General features: G+C 71.7%; 18 protein-coding genes and 1 pseudogene. 9 read left to right on the top strand and 10 right to left on the bottom strand.

Features of this window, described 5'->3' with window-relative positions; all coding sequences use genetic code 11:
• The first annotated feature begins 12 nt into the window (after positions 1-12).
• Positions 13-1,860 carry an HSP90 family protein gene (locus AB0L33_RS25160; protein WP_365684985.1) on the top strand — a complete coding sequence of 616 codons (1,848 nt, stop codon included), beginning with the start codon at positions 13-15 and terminating at the stop codon, positions 1,858-1,860.
• A gap of 2 nt (positions 1,861-1,862) precedes the next feature.
• Positions 1,863-4,787, top strand: coding sequence for a tetratricopeptide repeat protein (locus AB0L33_RS25155; protein WP_365684983.1), 2,925 nt, complete (start codon positions 1,863-1,865; stop codon positions 4,785-4,787).
• A gap of 118 nt (positions 4,788-4,905) precedes the next feature.
• Here AB0L33_RS25155 and AB0L33_RS25150 read toward each other — a convergent pair whose 3' ends face one another.
• The 3 genes from AB0L33_RS25150 to AB0L33_RS25140 form a co-directional block, all read right to left on the bottom strand.
• Positions 4,906-5,751, bottom strand: coding sequence for a hypothetical protein (locus AB0L33_RS25150; protein ID WP_365684981.1), 846 nt, complete (start codon positions 5,749-5,751; stop codon positions 4,906-4,908).
• Positions 5,748-7,001 carry a glycosyltransferase family 4 protein gene (locus AB0L33_RS25145; protein WP_365684979.1) on the bottom strand — a complete coding sequence of 418 codons (1,254 nt, stop codon included), beginning with the start codon at positions 6,999-7,001 and terminating at the stop codon, positions 5,748-5,750. Before AB0L33_RS25145 ends, AB0L33_RS25150 begins: the two co-directional genes overlap by 4 nt.
• Positions 7,002-7,107: 106 nt before the next feature.
• On the bottom strand, positions 7,108-7,497 hold the full coding sequence (locus AB0L33_RS25140; protein WP_365684977.1) for a VOC family protein: 390 nt from the start codon (positions 7,495-7,497) through the stop codon (positions 7,108-7,110).
• A gap of 280 nt (positions 7,498-7,777) precedes the next feature.
• Between AB0L33_RS25140 and AB0L33_RS25135 the strand changes: the two are divergent.
• The 4 genes and pseudogenes from AB0L33_RS25135 to AB0L33_RS25120 all read left to right on the top strand — a co-directional run.
• Positions 7,778-8,017, top strand: a pseudogene (locus tag AB0L33_RS25135) (SAM-dependent methyltransferase); the annotation flags it as partial.
• 112 nt (positions 8,018-8,129) lie between these two features.
• A complete protein-coding gene (locus tag AB0L33_RS25130) occupies positions 8,130-8,870 on the top strand; it encodes a class I SAM-dependent methyltransferase (protein WP_365684975.1) in 741 nt (246 codons plus the stop codon).
• Between the two features lie 186 nt (positions 8,871-9,056).
• Positions 9,057-9,551, top strand: coding sequence for a hypothetical protein (locus tag AB0L33_RS25125; protein WP_365684973.1), 495 nt, complete (start codon positions 9,057-9,059; stop codon positions 9,549-9,551).
• Between the two features lie 85 nt (positions 9,552-9,636).
• On the top strand, positions 9,637-10,731 hold the full coding sequence (locus tag AB0L33_RS25120) for a DUF4037 domain-containing protein (protein ID WP_365684971.1): 1,095 nt from the start codon (positions 9,637-9,639) through the stop codon (positions 10,729-10,731).
• Positions 10,732-10,740: 9 nt separating this feature from the next.
• On the opposite strand, the gene AB0L33_RS25115 is transcribed toward AB0L33_RS25120, so the two are convergent.
• Both AB0L33_RS25115 and AB0L33_RS25110 read right to left on the bottom strand, forming a co-directional pair.
• A complete protein-coding gene (locus tag AB0L33_RS25115) occupies positions 10,741-11,586 on the bottom strand; it encodes a helix-turn-helix transcriptional regulator (protein ID WP_365684970.1) in 846 nt (281 codons plus the stop codon).
• An 80-nt stretch (positions 11,587-11,666) separates the two neighbouring features.
• A complete protein-coding gene (locus tag AB0L33_RS25110; RefSeq protein ID WP_365684969.1) occupies positions 11,667-12,422 on the bottom strand; it encodes an SDR family oxidoreductase in 756 nt (251 codons plus the stop codon).
• A gap of 284 nt (positions 12,423-12,706) precedes the next feature.
• Between AB0L33_RS25110 and AB0L33_RS25105 the strand changes: the two genes are divergently transcribed.
• Positions 12,707-13,549: an endonuclease/exonuclease/phosphatase family protein gene (locus tag AB0L33_RS25105; RefSeq protein ID WP_365684968.1), complete on the top strand. Its 843-nt coding sequence runs from the start codon at positions 12,707-12,709 to the stop codon at positions 13,547-13,549.
• Between the two features lie 56 nt (positions 13,550-13,605).
• Here the strand turns inward: AB0L33_RS25105 and AB0L33_RS25100 are convergent, their stop codons facing one another.
• The 4 genes from AB0L33_RS25100 to AB0L33_RS25085 form a co-directional block, all read right to left on the bottom strand.
• Positions 13,606-15,435 (bottom strand): hypothetical protein, encoded by a 1,830-nt coding sequence (locus AB0L33_RS25100; RefSeq protein ID WP_365684967.1) that lies wholly within the window; start codon positions 15,433-15,435, stop codon positions 13,606-13,608.
• Positions 15,432-16,493, bottom strand: a complete 1,062-nt coding sequence (locus tag AB0L33_RS25095) for an AAA family ATPase (protein ID WP_365684966.1) — start codon at positions 16,491-16,493, stop codon at positions 15,432-15,434. Before AB0L33_RS25095 ends, AB0L33_RS25100 begins: the two co-directional genes overlap by 4 nt.
• 517 nt (positions 16,494-17,010) lie before the next feature.
• Entirely contained in the window at positions 17,011-17,385 is a 375-nt protein-coding gene (locus tag AB0L33_RS25090) for a hypothetical protein (protein WP_365684965.1), read from the bottom strand.
• A gap of 174 nt (positions 17,386-17,559) precedes the next feature.
• Positions 17,560-18,393: a LysR family transcriptional regulator gene (locus tag AB0L33_RS25085; protein ID WP_365684964.1), complete on the bottom strand. Its 834-nt coding sequence runs from the start codon at positions 18,391-18,393 to the stop codon at positions 17,560-17,562.
• A gap of 71 nt (positions 18,394-18,464) precedes the next feature.
• On the opposite strand from AB0L33_RS25085, the gene AB0L33_RS25080 reads away from it, so the two are divergent.
• The gene (locus AB0L33_RS25080; protein WP_365684963.1) at positions 18,465-18,782 is read left to right on the top strand and encodes a hypothetical protein; all 318 of its coding nucleotides are present in this window, start codon (positions 18,465-18,467) and stop codon (positions 18,780-18,782) included.
• 82 nt (positions 18,783-18,864) lie between these two features.
• Here AB0L33_RS25080 and AB0L33_RS25075 read toward each other — a convergent pair whose 3' ends face one another.
• Complete coding sequence (locus AB0L33_RS25075; RefSeq protein ID WP_365684962.1) at positions 18,865-19,443, bottom strand: TetR/AcrR family transcriptional regulator; 579 nt, start codon at positions 19,441-19,443, stop codon at positions 18,865-18,867.
• Between the two features lie 196 nt (positions 19,444-19,639).
• Here AB0L33_RS25075 and AB0L33_RS25070 point away from each other — a divergent pair, with 196 nt between their 5' ends.
• Positions 19,640-20,290, top strand: a complete 651-nt coding sequence (locus tag AB0L33_RS25070; RefSeq protein WP_365684961.1) for a CatB-related O-acetyltransferase — start codon at positions 19,640-19,642, stop codon at positions 20,288-20,290.
• Positions 20,291-20,332 lie beyond the last annotated feature (42 nt).

The raw sequence follows: 20,332 nt of genomic DNA, 5'->3' as shown, positions 1-20,332 counted from the left end.
CCGGACTGCCTGATGACAGCACCCGACACCACCTCGCGACCCACCGGCGACGACCGCACCTTCCAGGTGGACCTGCGCGGCCTCGTCGACCTCCTCTCCCACCACCTCTACTCCAGCCCGCGCGTCTACCTGCGCGAACTCCTGCAGAACGCCGTGGACGCGCTGACCGCCCGGCACACCCTCGAACCCGACGCCCCCGCCGACGCGTTCGGCATCCGCCTGTACGCCGACGGGGCCGTCGTACGCGTCGAGGACGACGGCGTCGGCCTCACCGAGACCGATGTCCACGCCTTCCTCGCCACGATCGGCCGGAGCAGCAAGCGCGCCGAACGGATCGCCGAGCAGCGCGGCGACTTCATCGGCCAGTTCGGCATCGGTCTCCTCTCCTGCTTCCTCGTCGCCGACGAGATCCACGTCCTCAGCCGCTCCGCCCGCACCCCCGACGCACCCGCCGTGGAGTGGCGGGGCCGCGGCGACGGCAGCTACACCGTCCGCACCCTGCCCGCCTCCGCGCGCCCCGACCCCGGCACCACCGTCACGCTCACGCCGCGCGCGGACGCGGGCGACTGGACCCGCCCGGCCCAGGTCGCCGCCCTGGCCCGGCACTTCGGCTCCCTCCTGCGCCACCCGGTGACGGTGGACGACGGCAGGGGCGGCCCGGCCACCCGCATCAACCCGGAGCCCGCGCCCTGGGCCCGCGCCTACCCGACTCCGGGAGCCCGGTCCCGCGCCCTGGCCGCCTACGGCACGGAGGTCTTCGGGTTCGAGCCGCTGGACACTCTCGATCTCGACCTGCCCGCCGTGGGGCTGAAGGGCATCGCCTGCGTGCTGCCCGAGGCGGTCCCGACCGGCCGCCGCCACGGCCACCGCGTGCACGTCAAGGGCATGCTGCTGTCGGAGCAGGCCGAGGAGATCCTGCCGGACTGGGCGTTCTTCGTCCGCTGTGTGGTCGACGCCGAAAGCCTGCGCCCCACGGCCTCCCGGGAGTCCCTGTACGAGGACGACACCCTCTCCGCCGTCCGCGACGCCCTCGCCGAACGGCTGCGCGGCTGGATCTCCCGCGTCGCCGCCAGCGACCCGGAACTGCTCGCCCGCTTCCTGGGCGCCCACCACCTGGCCGTGAAGTCGCTCGCGGTGCACGACGACGAGATCCTGCGGATGCTGCTGCCCTGGATTCCGTTCGAGACCACCGACGGCTCGGCCACCCTCGACGAGTTCGCCCGCACGCACCGCACCGTGCTCGTCACCTCAACCGTGGAGGAGTTCCGGCAGGTCGCGTCGATCGCCTCCGCCGCCGGCCTTGGCGTCGTCAACGGCGGCTACACCTACGACAGGGACCTGGTCCACCGGCTTCCCGAGCTCCGGCCCGAAGTGAGCGTCGCCGACCTCGACCCGGCGACGCTCACCGCCCACCTGGACCCCGTCGACCGCGAGACGGAGCTCGCCGCGGCGCCCTACCTCGCCCTGGCCCGCGACGCCCTCGCCGCCTTCGACTGCGACGTCGCCCTGCGCGCCTTCCAGCCCGCCTCCGCTCCGGCCCTGCTCATCGACAGCCGCGACGCACGGCACGAGCGCACCCGCTCCCAGCTCGCCCGCGAGCAGCAGGGCGGGGTGTGGGGCGACATCCTCGGCGCCCTGCGCCAGGAGGTCCCGCGCGCCCAGCTGATCCTCAACCAGCTCAACCCGCTCGTCCGCACCGCAGCCGCCATCACCGAGCCCGAGCTGGCCCGTACCAGCGCCGAAGCCCTGTACGGACAGGCCGCGATGCTGTCCCGGCGTCCGCTCAGGCCCGCCGAGACGAGCCTGATCAACCGCTCGTTCCTCGATCTCCTCGCCCACGCCCTCCGCAAGGACAGCTGACGATGCCGACCGCACCCCAGAACACCGACGAGCTGTACGACGCGCTCCAGGAGAACCAGCGGCGCCCCTACGGCCGCGCCCGCACCGTCGCCGCCGAGGAACTCGCGGAAGCCGCCGAGCGCTTCGAAGACCCCCTCGCCCTCGTCCGTACGCTCTTCGAGCTCCAGGAGGCGTACACGTACGGCTCCGAGCCCCGCAAGTCCCCTGTCGTCTTCGCCCGGCTGCTCACCCTCTTCGACGAGCAGCCCGACGTCTTCACCGACCGGCTGCGCCATCTGCTGTTCTGGCGGTTCAAGTGGGTGGCGAACTCCCTGCGCGCGCTGCCCGAGATCCCGCTGACCAGCCTGCGCCAGTGGCTCACCGAGATGCGCGCCCGGTACGAGAAGGCCGGCCTCGGCCTCCAGCCCTACTACGCGCAGACCTACCAGCTCGCCGCCCACACCGGCGAGGACACCGCTCCCGCCTACGAGCTGTGGGCGGCCCGGACCCGCACCCCGTTGAGCGACTGCGAAGCCTGCGAGATCTGCGAACGGGCCCTCCACCACCTCACGACCGGCGACGACGCCCGTGCCCTCGCCACCTGGGAACCCGTCCTCGAAGGCAAGGAGAGCTGCCAGGAGGAGCCCGCCCGCTCCCTCTCGTACGCGCTGCTGCCCCTGCTGCGCACCGGGGACGCCGACCGCGCCCGCGAACTGCACCTCGCCGGTTACCGGGGCTGCCGCCGCAACCCCTCCATGGCCGGGGAGGTCGGACGGCACCTGGAGTTCTGCGCCCTGACCGGCAACGAGGCCCGCGGACTCGAACTGCTCGCCGAGAACCGCGTCCTGTTCTCCGAGGTGGACTCGCCACTGGACCAGTTCGACTTCCTCACCGGCGTGGAGGTCCTTCTGCGGCGTGTCGATTCCCTCGGCCACGGCGAGCTGCCGGCCGCCGGATACCCGGGCCGCACCTGGACCGTCGCCGGACTGTGCGCCGAGGTCCGGGAGCGCGCCGACGACCTCGCCGCCCGCTTCGACGCCCGCAACGGCACCATGGCCCACACGGACCGGCGCAAGGCCCGGCTCGACCGCGCGCCGCTGCTCGACACGCTGGAACTGACCCTGCGCACCCGCGCCCTCGACGACCTCTCCCCGGCCGCCCCGGCCGCCGCACCCCCCGCCCACACGACGGCCGCGGTCCCCGACACGGTCCCCGAGCTCATCGCCCGGGCACGCGAGCTGGACGAGCAGGGACACCCCGACGCACAGCCCTGCTGGGAACGGCTGCGCACTCTCGTCGCCGCCCGCGACTACACCCACCCCGAGGACCCGGCCGTGGGCCCGCTCGCCAGGCTGCGCGCGGACCTGCTGTCCGACGAGGCCAACGGAGCCGCCCACAGGGACGAGGACGCGAAGGCCGCCGCCCTCTACGAGGAAGCCGCCGTCCTGTACGAAGCGGCCGAGCTGCCGGGCGACGCGGCGGTCGCCCGCGCCGCCGCCGCGCTCGCCGAGGCCGAGGCCGGGGGCGCGGGCACCGACGCCGAGGAGAAGGCCGGGACGCTGACCGCCTCCCACGCGCGCGTGGTCCGGCTGCACGAGGAAGCGCCGGGGCTTACGCCGTGCCAGGAGGGCCGACTGCTCCGCCTGCGCGCGAGCACGCTCTGCCTGCGCGCGCAGCTCACCGGGAGCGAGGAACACCTCGCGGCGGCGGCCGCCGAAGTGGAGCTGCTGCGCACGTTCGCCACCCGGCACGACCTGGCCGTCCAGATATCCGGCGCCGCCCTGCTGCGGGCCGGCGTCCACGCCCTTTCCGGCGAGCTGCCCACCGCGCTCACCGAACTCGACGCACACCTCGACGGGCTGCGGCAGCACGGCCCCGCCTGGCATCTGCCGCGCACGCTCGGACTGCGCGGCCGGTTCCGGATGGGCCTGCGGGACCCGCAGGCCGCGTACACCGAGCTGTCCGAGGCCGTGCGCGTGGCCGCCGAGTGGCCGGCCAGGGTCGCCGACACCGCCAATCTCCACGGTGACCTGGCGGAGGTGTGCATGCACATGGGCCGCCCCGAGGAGGCCCTGCGCCACCTGACGCGCTCCGCCGAAGTAGACCTCCGGCACGGCAAGCGGACGGCCGCCTTCTGCACCTACAGCAACGCCGCCCAGCTCAGCCTGGACCTGGGCCGGATCGAGGACTCCATCGCCCTCCTCGACTCCGTCCTGGCCGAACCGGACGTCGCCGCCGGAGAGCTGGACGACCGGCTCAGCGCTCAACTGCGCCTGATCCGCGCCCGCGCCCTGCACGCGGGGGAGGACCTCAAGGCCGCCACGACGGAGTTCGTCGCCCTCGCCGCCGAGTCCGCGGGCTGGGACGACGACCCCGGAAGCCACGCCATGATCGCCGCCGAGACGGCCGTGCTCCTCGGCGAGGCCGGTGACTTCGACCGGGCCGGTGAAGCCGTCGGACAGGCGCTCGCCGCCCACTCCCGCGCCCCGCGCTACGAACAGCTGAGCAACGCCCTGCGCGAACTCGCCCGCCTCCAGGCCGACCAGCAGGGCGCCGACGGACTGACCGACGCACTGGCCCGCCTCGCGGACGCCGAACGGATAGCCGACGAGGCCCGCACCGCCGGGTACGAGCCCCACGGCCGCTCCCTGGAGACCGCCCTCGCCTACGAGCACGGCCGGGTCCACGCCTACGCCGGACAGTACGAGGACTCCCTGGCCGCCTTGGAGAAGGCCCTCGGCGGGCTCGGGGAGCCGGGACCGGAGAACGCCGGCGAGTGGGCCGAGTGCGTCCGGCTCGCCGGCGTCGTGGAGGGCATCTACCTGGAACGCACCGCCCTCGCCCTCGCCCGCCTCGACACGGCGGTCCCGCGCCTGGCCGCCCTGGGCTGCACCGAGGAGACGGAAGCCCTGACCGCGCTGGCGATCCGGCTCCGCGACGAGGAGTGACCCGTCGGGCTCACCGGGCCTCCGCGCACGGCCCGGTGAGCTCAGCCGAGAGGGAGCGGCGCGCCGCCTACGGCTCCGGTGCCGTTGTCCGCCGCGCGTGGCCGAGAACGAGGCACCTTCACCGTGAACGCCGCGGTGCGACCTCCACGGAGAGGTCGTTGTCGAGGGTGTAGTACGGCCGCACCGACACCCCGCCGAGCGGCGTGGCCGGGTAGACGAACACCGTCTTCCGGTCCGCGATGTCGTCCAGCAGCCGGGCGATCCGTGCCCGGGGAGCACCGGCGCCTGGGTGGACGAACACGTCCCAGACCACAGGCGCGCCCTCCGCCGTTTCCGCCAGGAGGTCCGCGTAATCCACCGTGAACGAGAAGTCCTGGCCGCCCGCCTCGGCGCTCAGCGCGACCCGTACGACGACGGACTCCCGTCCGCGCCGGACCAGCGCGACGTCCGCTCCCTCGCTCAGCCCGGCACCGTACAGCCGCGCCGTCACCGTCATCGCGCCGGAGCCGACGGTGATCCGGCCCGCCTCCGCGTGCGTGGCGCGCCGCCAGGCCCGTATGGCGAGCCGGCCGTCCTTGGTGGCGTACGGGACCCGGACCGCCACCGGCGCGCCCGGTGCGGCATTCGCCCCGGACACCAGTCCGCGCAGATCGCGCAGGCCGGGCAGCAACGGCACGCGCTCCCCGTCCGGTCCGGTCACGACAAAGGCATCCCAGCGGCCTTCCTCAAGGGCGTGGTCGGCTTCCACCACGGCCTGCCACTCGTTCGGCCCCGCGGGCTCCAGCACGAGAGCGAGCCCCGCCTCCTCCGGCTGCCCCTTCTTCGGACGCGGCTGAAGCAGCAGCCGCGGCTCCGCAAGGGCGGACGGCGGCAGGTGGACGCGTACCAGCAGACCCCCTCCGTCCCGCACCGTCACCGCGCCACGCGGCTGCTCCACCGGTCCGTTCGCGCCTTCGTCCCTCATCGTCGCGCCTTCCGTGCGGCCCTCACGACGCTGCCGGCCGCGACGAGCAAGGTGTCCCTGGCCGCGAAACCACTGCTCGCCAGGGTGCGGCCGGTCCCGGCCACCGCCCGGCCCTCGCGCCGGGCGGCCAGCAGCTCCTCGAACAGCCGCTCGGCCTGGGCCACGACGGTCGAGGGGCCGTAACGCAGCGAATTCACCGCCGCGTTGCGCCCCATGCGGCGGCGCAGTGCGTCATCGCCGACGAGGTCGAGGAGGGCGCCGGCCAGCGCGTTCCGGTCGCCGACGGGCACCAGGCGGCCGTCCTCCCCGTCGGCGATTATCTCGCCCGGACCGTACGCGCAGTCGGTGCTCACCACGGGCAGCCCGCAGCGCATCGCCTCGACGATGGTCATGCCGAAGGACTCGAATTCGGAGGTCACCGCAGCGATCGACCCCTTGACCCACTCGGCCTCCATCGGGCTCACCGCACCCATCAGGAAGACGTTGTTGTACAACCCGAGCCGGTCGATGAGCGCGCGCAGCCGCTCCCGCTCCTCCCCCCTGCCGTATATGCGCAACTGCCACTCGGGAAAAGCCGCCGCGACCGGGGCGAAGGCGTCTATCAACAGGTCGAACCGCTTCACCGGTGCGAGCCGCCCGGCGGCGACCACGATGCGTCCCCGGCCGTCCGCCGGGGTGAGAACCGGAGCGGGGACACTGTTGGGCAGCGCCTCCACCCGTACCCCCGGCAGCCGCATCTTGCGCCGGTAGACGGCCGAGTCGGCGTCCGTGACGGGGGTGAGCGCGTCCAGTCGCGGATAGGCCCTGCGCAGCGTCCTGCGCAGTCGCGGGGGGTGGTGGTCGTGGGCGAGGTGTTCCTGTCCTACCCGCACCGACCGCGCGGGTGCCTGGAGCGCCAGGTGGACATTGAGCCCGGGCCGCGTCCCCACGACGACATCGGCGTCGAGCGAGGCGAGCGCCTTGCCGATGCGCTCGTCGGTGAGCGCGCTGTACTCGCTGTAGCGGTACTCGGAGGAGGGAAAGACCTTCGCCGGGGTGAGATGGCGGGGGTGGTCCTTCTCGTGCCGCAGATCCACCAGGGGCCGTAACCGCACCCGTGGATCGAGCGCGATGCTCGGGTGTTCCCTGCTCCGGAGCACGGAGATGATCTCCACCTCGTGCCGATCGGCCAGAGCGCGTGCCAGATTGAAGGTGGTGCTGATCGTCCCTCCGATCGCATACGCGTTGTGAATGAGGAAAGAGATTCGCATGCAGTACAGGACGGTCGGCAGGGACGGAAGGTTGCCCTCCTGTCCGCTGCCGCGATCAACTCCCCTGCGGAAAAACGCAGATGAACGGCCCCTTCCGGATCGTTCGTCACTGCCCAGGGGGCTGCACGCCGGACGGCTCGATCGGCTGCGTGAGGTTCAGCGGGTTGCCGTCGGGGTCCAGGACGTGGGCCACACGCTGTCCCCACGGCATGTCTTTCGGCGCGCCGCCGACCGATCCGCCGAGCGCTTCCACCCGCCCGAGCGCCACGTCGACATCGTCCACAGCGATGCTGAGCAGCATCCGGGGCGCCGCGCCGTCGGCCGCTTCCGGCTTGGCCACCAGCCCGAGGTCGGTGTCGCCGATGCGTAGACCGAGGTAGAACACCGGCCCTTCCGCCGGTACCCGGAAGACCTCCTCGGCGCCGAACAGCTCAGTGTAGAACCCGGCCAGGACCTCCTGGTGGGCGGTGAGGATCACTGGCTGAATGGTGGACATGGGGCTCCTGCCGTTGACGGGTGGGTCGGTGGGTGGACCGTTCGAGCACGGCGAACTCATCGGCGAATCCGAGGAATTCTTGCCCCGGGCTCGGCTGGGAACAGCCCGTTCAGAGCTCTCGGCGCACGGCTGAAGGACGCGGAAGCGGGCCGGGAGACGGAGTCCCGGCGATAGGCGCGTCACGCGGCAGCGGGGCGTTCGGGCTGGTGGGGGGCTTGGGGCGACCTGGCTTCCCGGCGTCGGCGCTCCTAGGGTCGGGCGTGGTTGAAAGGGGGCCTGGGTGGACCGGACCGTGCGTACTGTCGAGGACGTTCTCGCACTCCTTGACGAGTTCTTCGTCGCCGATGCCGGGAGCGACCACTTGGCGGCCGGGGACGGCAAGGACTTCTGGGACCGGTTCTACGCCGACAGGTCGAGGCCCGTACCGTTCTTCCCGATGAAGCCGGACGAGAGCTTGGCCCGCTACCTCGAACAGGGCCTGATCGCCCCCGGCCGGGCCCTGGACCTGGGCTGCGGGGCGAGCCGGCGGATTTGCCCCGCTTCGGCGCCGGATTCCTGTGGACGGCCCTGTTCCGTAGGAGCTAGCCCTCAATCACGTTGACCGCCGCAGCAGGTGGTGGTGGGGTCGGGGCATGGACAGCATTTCCGGCAACAGGCGCTTCTGGAATCAGATCAGCAGCTCCTACCAGCACAAACACGACGCGCGCATCGGTGCGATGCCCCGCCTGTGGGGCACGTACGCGATCCCCGACGCGCACCTGCAGGCGCTCGGCGACGTCACCGGCCGGCGCGTACTGGAACTCGGCTGCGGCGCCGGACAGTGGTCCAGGGCGCTCGCCGCCGAAGGCGCCTCGGTGGTCGGGTTCGACCTGTCCGAGGAGCAGCTTGCCGCCGCGGCCCGTGCGATGGGGCCGACCCGCTACCCCCTGGTGCAAGGCGCCGCCGAACACCTCCCGTTCGCCGCCGACACCTTCGACCTCGTGTTCTGCGACTACGGCGGGCTCAGCTGGGCGCCCCCGCACCTCGCCGTACCGCAGGCCGCACGCGTACTGCGCCGAGGCGGGCGCCTGGTGTTCAACGTCGCCAGCCCGTGGTTCGAAGCCTGCTACGACGAAGCCAACAGCCGCGCGACCACGACGCTGCAACGGGACTACTTCGGCCTGGACAGCATCGATGAGGACCAGGGCGCGGTCAGCTACCAGCTCACCTACGGCGACTGGATCAGGGTCCTGCGAGGTGCGGGTCTCGTCATCGACGACCTCATCGAACCGCGGCCCGCCCCCGAAGCGGCGAATGGCTACAACAAGACCGAGCCGCCCGACTGGGCCCACCACTGGCCGGCGGAAGCACTCTGGGTGACCCACAAACCGTAAGCCCCACCGGTCGACCGCTCCGGCCTCCGGCTCACAAGGCGATCGGCCGATAGGCCAGCCTCATCTGCCCGGCCATGTCTTCCCGATGCGCGATGCCGTCGTCGTCACCGCGGCCTCGTGACCGGAGACGAACAGCCAGGGGGCGGCCGCCGGGCCGTGTCAGTGGGTGCGTCTACGGTGCATGGCATGACGCATTGGATACGCCGCGCGCTCCCGCACCACGAGGAGACCAACGTCGTCTTCTTCCGAGGGCTGCCCCTGGACACGCTCGTGCGAGGACTCCTCGACCAGCAGCGCATGCCACTCGCCTACGGCACGGGGGCCGACTGGGGACTGGTGATGCACGACATGTTCAGCTGGGAGAACGGTGACTACGACCTCGCCGACTACGGACGTCTGTGCCGGGACGGCGGCGAGCTCGCCGTCTTCGTGACCGAGCCGTGCCGGCCGAAGGCCCACATGCCCTCGTTCCAGTACTACCGCGACGGGAGTCTGATCACGGGCTTCAGCTTCGAGACCCTGTACTACCGCGCGGGCCAGGAGCCCGATCTGCTGCTGCCCGCCCTCACGGCGGCGCAGCTGACCGGGCCGACGGCCGAAGTCGACCGGGAGGACGACGAGGAACGAACGGTGCGGGCCATCAGCGAATTCTTCTCCTTGCCCGAACTCGAACTGCCATGACCAGGGCGGCCCGGAGGCGACAGGCGCAGCGGATCGCGCGGAAATGCTGTCGCCCCGTCACCGTCACTACGGCACTCTCGGCGGTATGACGCCGCCACGCTTCATTCCCGGACTGGAACTCTCGCGCCGCTTCTACGCCGTCGCCGTGCGGCCGTTGCTGGACGAAGCCGTCCCCGGGCTGACACATTCCGCCGCCCGTCTCGGCAGCGGTTCGGAAGTCCTCGGTTTCGACACCGCCCGCTCCGCCGACCACGAGTGGGGTCCTCGTCTGGAGGTCTTCCTGCACCCGCGGGACGCCGCCCGTCACGGACCGGACATCGTGGCGCTGCTCTCCGAGCGCCTGCCGAAGTCGTTCTGCGGCTACCCGACGCATTTCGCCGAGACCGGCGACGACGGCATCGGGGTCATGCGGGAGACCGGGGGCCCGGTGCGTCACCGGGTGACGGTCACCGACGCCGCCACCTGGTTCACCGAACGGCTGGGATTCGACCCGGGCGACGGCATCACCCCGGCGGACTGGCTGGCCACCCCCGCACAGCGTCTCGCCGAGGTCACGGCAGGTGCGGTCTTCCACGACGGCCTCGGACGCCTCGTACCGGCCCGGGCGGCCCTCGCCTGGTACCCCGACGACGTCTGGCTGTACCTCCTCGCCTGCCAGTGGCGGCGCATCTCCCAGGAGGAAGCCTTCGTCGGGCGCTGCGGCGAGGTGGGCGACGAACTCGGCTCCGCCGTCGTCGCCGCCCGGCTGGTGCGGGACCTGATGCGGCTCTGCCTCCTCATGGACCGCCGCTACCCGCCGTACGGCAAATGGCTCGGCAGCGCCTTCGCCACCAGCCCCCAGGGGGCCGCCCTCACGCCGGTGCTCATCGCGGCCCTCGCCGCGACCGACTGGCACACCCGCGAACGCCACCTCGCCCGTGCTTACGAGACGGTCGCGGCGGCGCACAACCGCCTGGGCCTCTGCGACCCCGTCGACCCCACGACTCGGCCGTACCACAACCGGCCGTTCCAGGTCCTGCACGCCGAACGCTTCGCCGGGGCGCTGACCGCCCGCATCACCGATCCGGCCGTGCTCGCCCTGCCACCGGCCGGCGCCGTGGACCAGTTCGTCGACAGCACCGAAGTGCTCAGCCGCCCGGATCTCGCCCGCGCCGCCACCCACGCGACGGTCCTGCCCTAGGCAGGACCGTCAGGTGCCCACCGCCCGCGCCCCCAGCACCGGCAGCAGCCGCAGCTTCTCGTCGTCCGCCGAGCCGGGCGTGGCGGTGTACACCAGCAGCGTCTGGTTCTGCTCCGGGTCCAGCAGGACCTGGCACTGGAGGGTGAGGACGCCCAGCTCGGGGTGGCGTACCAGCTTGGGGTCCACCCGTGGGACGTCGATCTCGTGCGCGCTCCACAGGGCGGCGAACTCCGCGCTGCGTTCCAGCAGAAGATCGCGCAGCTTCTCGGCCCGGCCGCCCGCGCCCTGCCGTGAGTAGGCGGCCCGCAGTCCGGAGGTGAAGAAGCGGCTGTGCAGCGGGTGGTCCTCCTCCGGGTACACCAGCCGGGTCGAAGGATCGGTGAACCAGCGGTACGTGAGGCTGCGTTCAGGTCCGGTGAACCGTGTCTGGTCGCCGAGCAGCGCGGTGGCCGCCGGGGTCTGGGCCAGGGTCTCCGCCACATCGCTGACGACCTGCGCCGGGGTGTCGTCCAGTCGCCCGAGGATGCGCATCAGGCCGGGCGTGATGTGGTCGGAGCGCAGGCTGCCGGGCCGGGCGGGGGTGTTGTGCCCGGCGATACGGAACAGGTGGTCGCGCTCGGCGAGCGAGAGGCGCAGACCACGGGCGATGGCCGCCAGCATCGGCTCCGAGGGCTGCGGCCCGCGCTGCTGCTCCAGCCGGCTGTAGTAGTCGGTCGACATACCGCTGAGAGCCGCCGCCTCCTCCCGGCGCAAGCCGCGGGTGCGGCGGCGCGGCCCGCGGGGCAGTCCCACGTCCTCCGGTTGCAGGGCTTCGCGTCGGGTGCGGAGGAAGTCCGCGAGTTGTGCTCGGTCCACGGTTCCAGTCTCCCTCGTGACCATGGTGCCTGACAGCCGGGGCACGGCCCTGGCTCAGGTGCTCGGGCCCGGGCGGGCCTTCAGAGCAGCATGCCGCCGGACGCCTCGATGCGCTGGCCGGTGACCCAGGAGGTGCCCTCGGCGAGCAGCGCGGCAGCGGCGGCGCCGATGTCATCGGGCTCGCCCGGGCGGCCCATCGCGGTGACACCGCTCAGCATGGACCGCATCCCCTCGTCGTCGCGGACCCCGCCACCGCCGAAGTCGGTGCCGGTGGCGCCCGGCGCGAGGGCGTTGACCGCGATGCCGCGCGGCCCCAGCTCCTTCGCGAGGTACCGGGTGAGGATTTCCACGGCACCCTTGGCCGCGGCGTACGCGGCGGTCGGTGCGGCGATGAAGCGGGTCAGGCCGGTGGAGACGTTGAGGATGCGGCCGCCGTCCTTGATGAGGGGGAGCAGGGCCTGGGTGAGGAAGAAGACGCCCTTGACGTGGACGTCCATCAGCCCGTCGAACTGCTCCTCGGTGGTCTCGGCGAACGGCGCGTGCACCCCGTGGCCGGCGTTGTTGACGAGGATGTCGAGGTCGTCGCGGCCCCACTCCCGGTCCAGCGTCTGACGCACCTGCGCGGTGAAGGCGGGGAACTCGGCGGTGTTGCCGGTGTCCAGCCGCAGGGCGACCGCCGTGCGGCCGAGCTTCCTGGCCGCCTCCACGACGGCCTCGGCCTCGTCGGCGTGCGAGCGGTAGGTGAGGATCAGATCGGTCCCGGCCTCGGCGAGGTGCAGTGCGGTGCTGCGGCCGAGGCCCCGGTTGGCGCCGGTGATCAGGGCGATGCGGGTCATGGTGGCTCCCGTTCGGGTCGAGGTGCGGGCGGACCGGGCCGGTCCGTCGCCTGCCCTTCAACGATCGCGCGGCCCGGAATCCGGATGAAGGCCGCGGTTGTCCAGGGATCGCGGATCCCCCCTTCGGGTGGTGGCGAAGGGCGACGCACGGTGGCCATGGGGTGAGCGTCCGGCGGCCCCCTCGCACCGTACACATCCGTGAGCAGGCGCAAACACACCGCCACATAAACTCGTGCGGGGGCACCCCGCACGTGGGTGTGTGAATCGACTTCGAGGAGCCGAAGGTGACCGGAACCGGCGCGCGGTGGCTCGCGGGTGCGCTGATCGTGGCCTGCCTGCTGCTCGCCGGCCCCAGCGCATCGAGCAGCGTCTACACGGCTCAGCCACTGCCGGCCGGCGCCCCCGAGAACGCCGTGCCGAACAGGGTCATGACCTGGAACATCTGCAACCCCTGCAAGGGGGGCGGGCAGAACGGCGGCAGAGCCGCGGAGATCGCCACGTACGCGCCTCAGGTCATCGGCCTGCAGGAAGCGTGCGTGGGCGATGTGGAGAAGATCCGGAACTATCTGCGATACCGGTACGGACTGGTCTACCACGTCGAGTACGGATCGGTGCTGCCGAGTTGGAGCCGATGCGGAGGCCTGCCCTGGAGCCCCGGGGGCTTCGGTCAGGCCATCCTCGCGGCCGCCCCGATGTCCGACCTCGTGAACGTCGAATACCTCGACGGCGGTTCCGAGGACCGCGGGTACATGGCCGTCACGACCCTGGTGGACGGCATGCCCGTCCGGGTCTTCAACACGCACTTGGCCGAGCGACGACAGGAATCGGTCCGCGCGCAACAGACCGGCGTGCTGGCCAAGGCGGTCGCCCGCTACGACCGCACGATCGTTCTCGGCGACTTCAACGCGGTGCCCGATGCACCCGAACTGGCCGTGATGTGGCGCGTGGCCGGGGACGCGGACCCCGGGTGCGGTCCTTCCGGGGCGGGCACGTGCGAGCCGACCACCGATTGGCGCAGCAAGTTCGACTACGTCTTCCTCCGTGGCTTCGACACGCTGGAGCAGCGGGTGCACCTCACGGCGTGGTCGGACCACGACCTCGTACAGGCCGATCTCGGGCGGACGTGACGAGGCACCGCGCCGGCCCTCCCGGCCCGGTCGGTTCACCCTCCGGGCCGAAGTCCCTAGGTCAGCCGGAACACCGGGCCGCGCGGGGTGAACGGCAGTGACGCGCCCTGCGGGATCAGGTAGGCGTGCTCGCGCCGGATGCGGAGGACGTCGCACCAGCCGTCCGTGATGACGAGGACCGGCGCGCCCGGCGGGAAGTCATCCGCGCGCTGCAACAGGTCCACACCGGGCTGGAGTTCGGTGCCGCCGCGGCCGCGTACCCGCACCCGGCCGGCGATCTCGGTGGGCGGCAGGTAACCGGCGTCGTAGGGGGCGGCGTCGCAGAAGACGACGCGTGCCGCGGGCACGTCGCGGGCCTCGGCGTACGACGCGATGGCCCCGAGAGCCTTGCCGAGCAGGGTGCTGTTCATCGAGCCGGAGGTGTCCAGGACGACGCCGAAGGTGCAGCGAGCCGTCTCCTCGGGCGGAAAGTACCGCCCGGCGCGCGGGATGTCGGGGGTCGAGGCCTGCCGCCGTGCCGGACGCGCGTACGAGCGTACGGGCTCCGGCCGGGGAACGTACTCGTCGAACCAGCGGGCCAGTCGCGCGTCCCATGGCAGGGGCGGGTGCGACAGGGCACGGATCTCCTGGATCAGCCCTGCGGGCAGGCGGCCGCGCTCCCCGTACTGGTGCAGGTCGAGGCCCTGGACCAGCCCGCGCCGGTAGAACTCGTCCAGATCGGTGTACGGCCGCGCACCGGCATGCGGCAGCGGCTCGCCCAGGATGTCCCCGGCACCCTTGCCCCGCAGCGTTGCGAGCCTGCGGCGGCGGCGCAGGTCGTGGGCGATGCGGTCGTACACTTCCTCGGCGGACAGGCCCCGCAGCTCCGGGTCGTACAGCAGCCCCTCCGGCATGTCGCCGACGCGCATCTGGACGAGCCAGTCGTTGACGACGTAGTCGGCGGCGACATTGAACAGGAACGGGTCACGGCCTCCCCGGCGTTCGCCGTGCCGAAGCGCGGCGTGCAGCATCTCGTGCGCGAGGACGAAGCGCCATTCCTCGTCCGTGAAGCCGCGCAGCGGGTTGACGTAGATCTCGCCCGCGACCGGACTCACCGCCGCGATGGTGATGTCCTGCGTACGCGCCAGTTCCGCGTCGGCCACGATCTTCAGCCCCGCGGCGATCCCGCCCAGCAGGGGATAGGAGGAGACGAACCAGTTCAGGGCGCGGTCCCAGGGCCGCTGGGGCGCGAGCTCGCCCGTGACCCGGTCGCGGCGGCCGCCCGCCACGTCCATCGCGGCGGACACACTGCGGGTGAGCGCGTGTGCGAAGGCGGTCTCCCAGTCCGGGACCGTGGAATTGTCCCAGGACTTCCAGGTGGTGAGGATCTGGTCGGGGCGCTCGCCCGCGGTGCCGCAGTGTTCGTAGCCCGCGGGGATGCCGTCGCGCCGCCATCGCGCGGCGAGGAGTTCCTCGTCGCCGCCCGGGAACGACGGTGGCAGGGCGACCGGCGCCCGGCCCATCGGGTGGCCGGCCAGGAAGCGGTTGACGACCGTGCAGCGTGCCGCGAGGTCGAAGCGGTCGGGCTGTTCGCGCGGTTCGTCCGCCGAGGCGGGCACATGGCCGAAACCGAGGTGCAGCAGACAGTGCGCGAGCACCCACGCCCACTCCGCCGGATCGGCCCGCCTGGTGGGGTGTACGTGGATGGTGCCGTTCGATGTGACGGCGGCCAGCCCTCTTGCCGGGGCCGCCGCGCACGTGTCCTGGCGGCACACGGACGCCTCCACGGCCGCGAACGCCGGATTGCGCTTGACGAGCGCGAGCCCGGCGGCGAAGGCTTCGGTCGCCGGGTCGGCCGTGTCCTTCCCGTCCTTGCCACCGCCCCGGCGCCCGCGGGCCCCCTTCACCGCCGGGCCTCGACCAGCCGGGGCATGTCCCGCGCGGCGTCCACGAGGAACCACGCGGGCAGCACGGGCAGCCCGTCGGCGTCGTCCGCGATGACGGTCTGGGCGACCTCGACCGAGATCTCGGCGAGCTGCACGAGCAGTGCCTTGGCCCGATAGGCGGTCTGCCGCAGGGCCGGTGAGACGTGCTCCTTCCGGCGCGGCAGCTCCTTGACCAGGCGCCCCCGGAACGCGTCGGCCAGGTAGTAGAGCAGGTCGCGGTCCTCGGGCCGCCCCGGCCACGAGGCGTCGCCCTTGAGGATCGCCTCGATACCGAAGGCATGACGGACGATCTTCGCGTAGCCGCAGAAGGAGACGGCGTGAGCGGGTGTCAGCGTGCCGTGCACGACGACCTTCAGGGTCTCCTCATCGATCTCCGGCCCGAAGGAGTGCAAGGCGTCCGAGAGCATGTGCCAGGAACGGGGCGTGGAGAACGGCTCCTCGGTCTTGGGCGGCTGCGACCACAGGTGGTCGGGGCGGTCGACGAGGTAGTCCGTCACCCACGGGTGGACACCGTTCTCACCCGCCCACACCAGCCAGTCCGCTGCCGAGGCCCGGAGGTGGACATGGGTGAGCCGGTTGACCAGGGCGGAGGCGATGGGCCGCGCCAGGGCGTTGTCCGTGGCACGGTTGCCGGCCCCGATCACGATCGAGCCGGCGGGCAGCTCGTAGGACCCGATGCGCCGGTCCAGGATCAGCGAGTAGAAGGCCTTCTGCACATCGGGGGTCGCCGCGTTGAGCTCGTCCAGGAACAGGCAGTACGGCTCGTCACGGGCGATGGACTCGGGCGGGCAGAACACGGACCGGCCGTCGCGGATCTGGGGCACCCCGATGAGATCCTCCGGCGCGAGCTGGGTCCCGAGCAGGCTGACGCACTCCAGCCCCAGGGACTCGGCGAACTTCCGTACGAGCGACGACTTGCCGATCCCGGGAGCGCCCCACAGGAACACGGGCCGCACGGTCGCGAGGCCCAGCAGCAGTTCGGGGATCTGAGCGGGGGTGACGGTGACGGCAGCCTGCACGTGCGAACGTTCCTTCGGATTTCGGGAGTCGGAGACCGCCAGTATGCGGAGGCGCAAAGCCGCGCGCAGCCGAATTTGTCCGCCGGTGAAGCTCCCCGCGAGGTTCAGCAGGTCCACTTCTCGACCAGCGCTCGAATGCCGCGTCCAGGACCCACGGCAGTCGAAGGGGCCGAGATCCGGCAGGCGCTCCGAACCCGCCGCTGCGCTGAGCGCTGACGCGACCCGTCGACGTGGACGTGCGCGTTGTGAGCACGTGGAAGCCGCCCTTCTCGCAGCCGCAGAGATGCACCTGCGCCCGGCCGAACGCCGTGCTCGCGCCGCCCTGGCCGCGATCCGCCGACCTGCGGAGGACTGACATCGTGCGCCGAGGCCGCATCCAAGTCGTGCGACCTCGTGGACGGCGCGTCCCGGCTGGACCACCCGCCGATGGCCCAGCCGGGACCTCACTCCGCGTGTCCGGGCAGCCCGTCGGCAAACGGCTCCTCAGCGGCCCGTACACGCTGACCGATCGCTCCCGTTACTCGTAGAAGACCTTGTACACGCACCCGGGTTCGCCGTCGTGATTGGCCAGGCACAGTTTGAGGCGGTACTTCGCGCCTTCCTCCACATTGAAATCGCCTTCACCGGAACAGCCGGCGTCCCCGCCGTCCACGAGAATCCACGGCGAGGCTTCGTGCCACGTACCCTGCAGCGGCCAGTACTCCTGGACACCGCCTGTGACCGCGAAGCCGTCCACCCGGGTGTCGCAGACCTTGAAGTGGTCGCCGGAGTCGATGTGGGTCATGCTTCCCCACGACGTGCTCAGCGTGGTGTTGGCCGCCTGCGCCGGGCCTATCGCGCCCAGGGCGAAGGCGGTCGTCGCCGCTGCGATGGCGGCGGTCCTTCTGGGCAACTGGTGTAGTTTCACCGGGCTCACTTCCTCTTTCCGACGATCGGGAGCGGTAGTGCTCACGGCGGAGCTTCGCGCGTACGCATTGCAGGATCGATGCAAGTGAGTTGCACGCAGGCGGTGGTGACGACGGCGCCGAAGCCGTCAACCGCCTCCCGGCGCCATGTGCGGGAGGACTCAGCCGCGCTGCCGCGACGCGGCGGCGATCAGGGCGGTGACGTGCTCGCGCCGGTCGTCGTTCCGGCGGGCGATGACGATGCGGCTCGGCCCCGCATCGGGAACAGGGACGCACACGATCCCCTGTGCCACCGGTGTGACGAGTGAGCGGGGCAGGACCGCGACGACGCGGCCGATCCGCACCAGAGAGACCAGTTCGCCGGCGTCGGCGACCTCCGGACCGTTCCCGCCGCCGGGGACACCCGCCCACCGCGGGAAGACCTCGTCGCCGAGGTCGCTCAGGGAGAGACTGTCGCGCCCGGCGAGCCGGTGGTCTTCGGGGAGGACGGCCACCCGGTCCTCGACATGCAGCGTCTCGGTGGCCAGTCCGCGGAGGTCGTCGAACGGGGCGTAGAGCAGGCCCGCGTCGGCTCGTCCGTCGCGCAGATGATCGGTGCGGTCGGTGGCGCCGCTGAAGAGGATGTCGACGCGCCGGGCACCGGGCTGCTCCGCGTAGGCGGCGAGAATCCCGGACAGCAGGTTCGCGTCCCCTCCGGGCTTGATCACGAAGCGGAGCGGTGCGTCGTCGGCGGCGCGCTGGGCGTTCCGCACGGCGACCGTCATCGCGTTCAGAGCATGCCGGCCGTGCTCCAGCAGGACCGCGCCCGCAGGCGTCAGTACGACGCTGCGGCTGGTGCGCTCGAAGAGCGTGACGCGCAACCGGGACTCGATGCGCTTGATGGTCTTCGACAGGGCGGGCTGCGCGACGGCGAGCCTTTCGGCGGCGCGGCCGAAGTGCAGCTCCTCGGCCACGGCGACGAAGTGGCGCAGCTCCCTGACCTCCAACAGATCCATTCCTTCAGGTTATCGAAAACCTGCTCAGAAGGTCTTGGACGCTGCCGGGTATTCCCTGGTCATATGGGGGCATGATTCAGCACACCATGTTCGTCCAGTTCACCCAACCGATTCCCGAAGCGGACCTGAACCAGTACCTCACGGACCTCGAGAAGGCCGCGAAGAGCACCGGCGCGCTCCAGACGTTCGCCGCGCAGCGTCACATCCCGGTCCCGGGCGAGGAGCAGATCCCGGCCTTCATCGCCACCGTCGTCGTCCAGCTCGGCGCCGCCGACGTTGAGGCGCTGGGGACCCTGTTCGCCGCACCGGAGGTCGGTGCCGTCTTCGACACCTGGCGCACCCGCTACCCCTTCAAGGCGGCGTGGGCGAACCACGAGGCGCTGGCGTGAGCGACGTCTTCGGCAGGGCCTGACGGGCCAGGAGCCCGGAAGTGTCCGGGCTCCTGGCCCGTCAGGCCGCTCGGCACCCCGCTCAGGGCCGCTTCCCGATTCCCGCGAAGAGGGCGTCGAGGACGCGGTCGACGTACGTGTGGGTGAGCGGTTCCTGCGTGATCAGCAGCCGGAAGTACAGCGGGCCGGAGAGGAGTGCCATCGCCAGGTCCAGGTCGAAGTCCGGTGAGAGAAGGCCCTCGTTCCGTGCCGTCTCCAGGCGTGCCACGGTCTTGTCCGCCTGCGGGCCGATGAAACGTTCGTTGAGCGCGGTGGCCACGCCCGGGTCGTGCTGGGCCTCGCCGACCAGTGCCTGGAAGAGCGGCCGGAACTTCGGCCCGGCCAGGAGGTCGATGGCTTCGTGGATCTGCCGGCGCAGGTCTGCCTTGACATCGTCCGTGTGCGGATAGTCCAGGGTCGACTCGCTGAGCGAGAGAAGCGAGTCGAGCAGAAGGGCGCCTTTGGAAGGCCACCGGCGGTAGATGGTGTGCTTGCCGACGCCGGCCCGGGCGGCGATCGCCTCGATGCTGAGCTTCGCGTAGCCGAGTTCCTGTCCCAGCTCAAGAGTGGTTCGCATGATGGCTTCGGTCAGCGCGGGGCCGTTGCGTCGGGCGGCAGTCATGTCCCCATTCTAGCGGCACGGCACGTGCCGTTCTTGACAAGTGTTCCCGAGGCTGGGCACTCTTCAGCGAGACGGAACGGCACGGCTCGTGCCGTTCCGTCAGGGGGGCGCGTGCACGTGGCTTCGGACATCCGCCGTCCCGCGCCTGCCGGTCGTCGACCGCGTATCAACCGCTCGCACACGATGAGGACCTGCCGTGCCCGTACCCGCAGACCCGACCGTGCTCCACCCGATGCCCGGCCAGCCGAGGGTGGTGCAGCTCAAGCCCCTGGTGACCTCGCCGCTGATCGAGGTGGGGGAGTACTCGTACTACGACGACCCGGACGACGCCACGGCGTTCGAGACCCGCAACGTGCTGTACCACTACGGGCCGGAGAAGCTGATCATCGGCAGGTTCTGTGCGCTCGGCACGGGCGTGCGCTTCCTGATGAACGGCGCCAACCACCGCATGGACGGCCCGTCCACCTTCCCGTTCCCGACCCTGGGCGGCTCCTGGGCCGACCACTTCGACCTGCTCGCGGGGCTGCCGAACCGGGGCGACACGGTCGTCGGCAACGACGTCTGGTTCGGCCACGGGGTGACCGTGCTGCCCGGCGTACGGATCGGGCACGGCGCGATCATCGGCAGCGCCTCGGTGGTCACCAAGGACGTACCTGACTACGGAATCGTCGGCGGCAACCCGGCCCGGCTGCTGCGGACGCGTTACGAGGAGAAGGACGTGGCCCGCCTTCTCGCACTGGCCTGGTGGGACTGGCCCGCCGACCACATCACCGATCACATCCGGACGCTCATGTCCGGCTCGGTGGACGACCTCGAAGCCGCCGCCCCGCCCCAGCCGAGCGCCTGAACGGCCGGTACAACCAACGCAGTTCGCGCCCCTCGCCGAACG

Source organism: Streptomyces sp. NPDC052299 (genome assembly GCF_040679335.1).
Taxonomy (GTDB): Bacteria; Actinomycetota; Actinomycetes; order Streptomycetales; family Streptomycetaceae; genus Streptomyces.
Note: the sequence above shows the minus strand (reverse complement) of the source record. Positions and strands in the feature narration are given on the sequence as shown.

What these genes read in the sequence shown, in the direction of transcription:
- AB0L33_RS25160 (WP_365684985.1), top strand. Translation starts at nt 13, where the DNA reads ATGACAGCACCCGACACCACCTCGCGACCCACCGGCGACGACCGCACC.
- AB0L33_RS25155 (WP_365684983.1), top strand. Translation starts at nt 1,863, where the DNA reads ATGCCGACCGCACCCCAGAACACCGACGAGCTGTACGACGCGCTCCAG.
- AB0L33_RS25150 (WP_365684981.1), bottom strand. Translation starts at nt 5,751, where the DNA reads ATGAGGGACGAAGGCGCGAACGGACCGGTGGAGCAGCCGCGTGGCGCG.
- AB0L33_RS25145 (WP_365684979.1), bottom strand. Translation starts at nt 7,001, where the DNA reads ATGCGAATCTCTTTCCTCATTCACAACGCGTATGCGATCGGAGGGACG.
- AB0L33_RS25140 (WP_365684977.1), bottom strand. Translation starts at nt 7,497, where the DNA reads ATGTCCACCATTCAGCCAGTGATCCTCACCGCCCACCAGGAGGTCCTG.
- AB0L33_RS25130 (WP_365684975.1), top strand. Translation starts at nt 8,130, where the DNA reads ATGGACAGCATTTCCGGCAACAGGCGCTTCTGGAATCAGATCAGCAGC.
- AB0L33_RS25125 (WP_365684973.1), top strand. Translation starts at nt 9,057, where the DNA reads ATGACGCATTGGATACGCCGCGCGCTCCCGCACCACGAGGAGACCAAC.
- AB0L33_RS25120 (WP_365684971.1), top strand. Translation starts at nt 9,637, where the DNA reads ATGACGCCGCCACGCTTCATTCCCGGACTGGAACTCTCGCGCCGCTTC.
- AB0L33_RS25110 (WP_365684969.1), bottom strand. Translation starts at nt 12,422, where the DNA reads ATGACCCGCATCGCCCTGATCACCGGCGCCAACCGGGGCCTCGGCCGC.
- AB0L33_RS25085 (WP_365684964.1), bottom strand. Translation starts at nt 18,393, where the DNA reads ATGGATCTGTTGGAGGTCAGGGAGCTGCGCCACTTCGTCGCCGTGGCC.
- AB0L33_RS25080 (WP_365684963.1), top strand. Translation starts at nt 18,465, where the DNA reads ATGATTCAGCACACCATGTTCGTCCAGTTCACCCAACCGATTCCCGAA.
- AB0L33_RS25075 (WP_365684962.1), bottom strand. Translation starts at nt 19,443, where the DNA reads ATGACTGCCGCCCGACGCAACGGCCCCGCGCTGACCGAAGCCATCATG.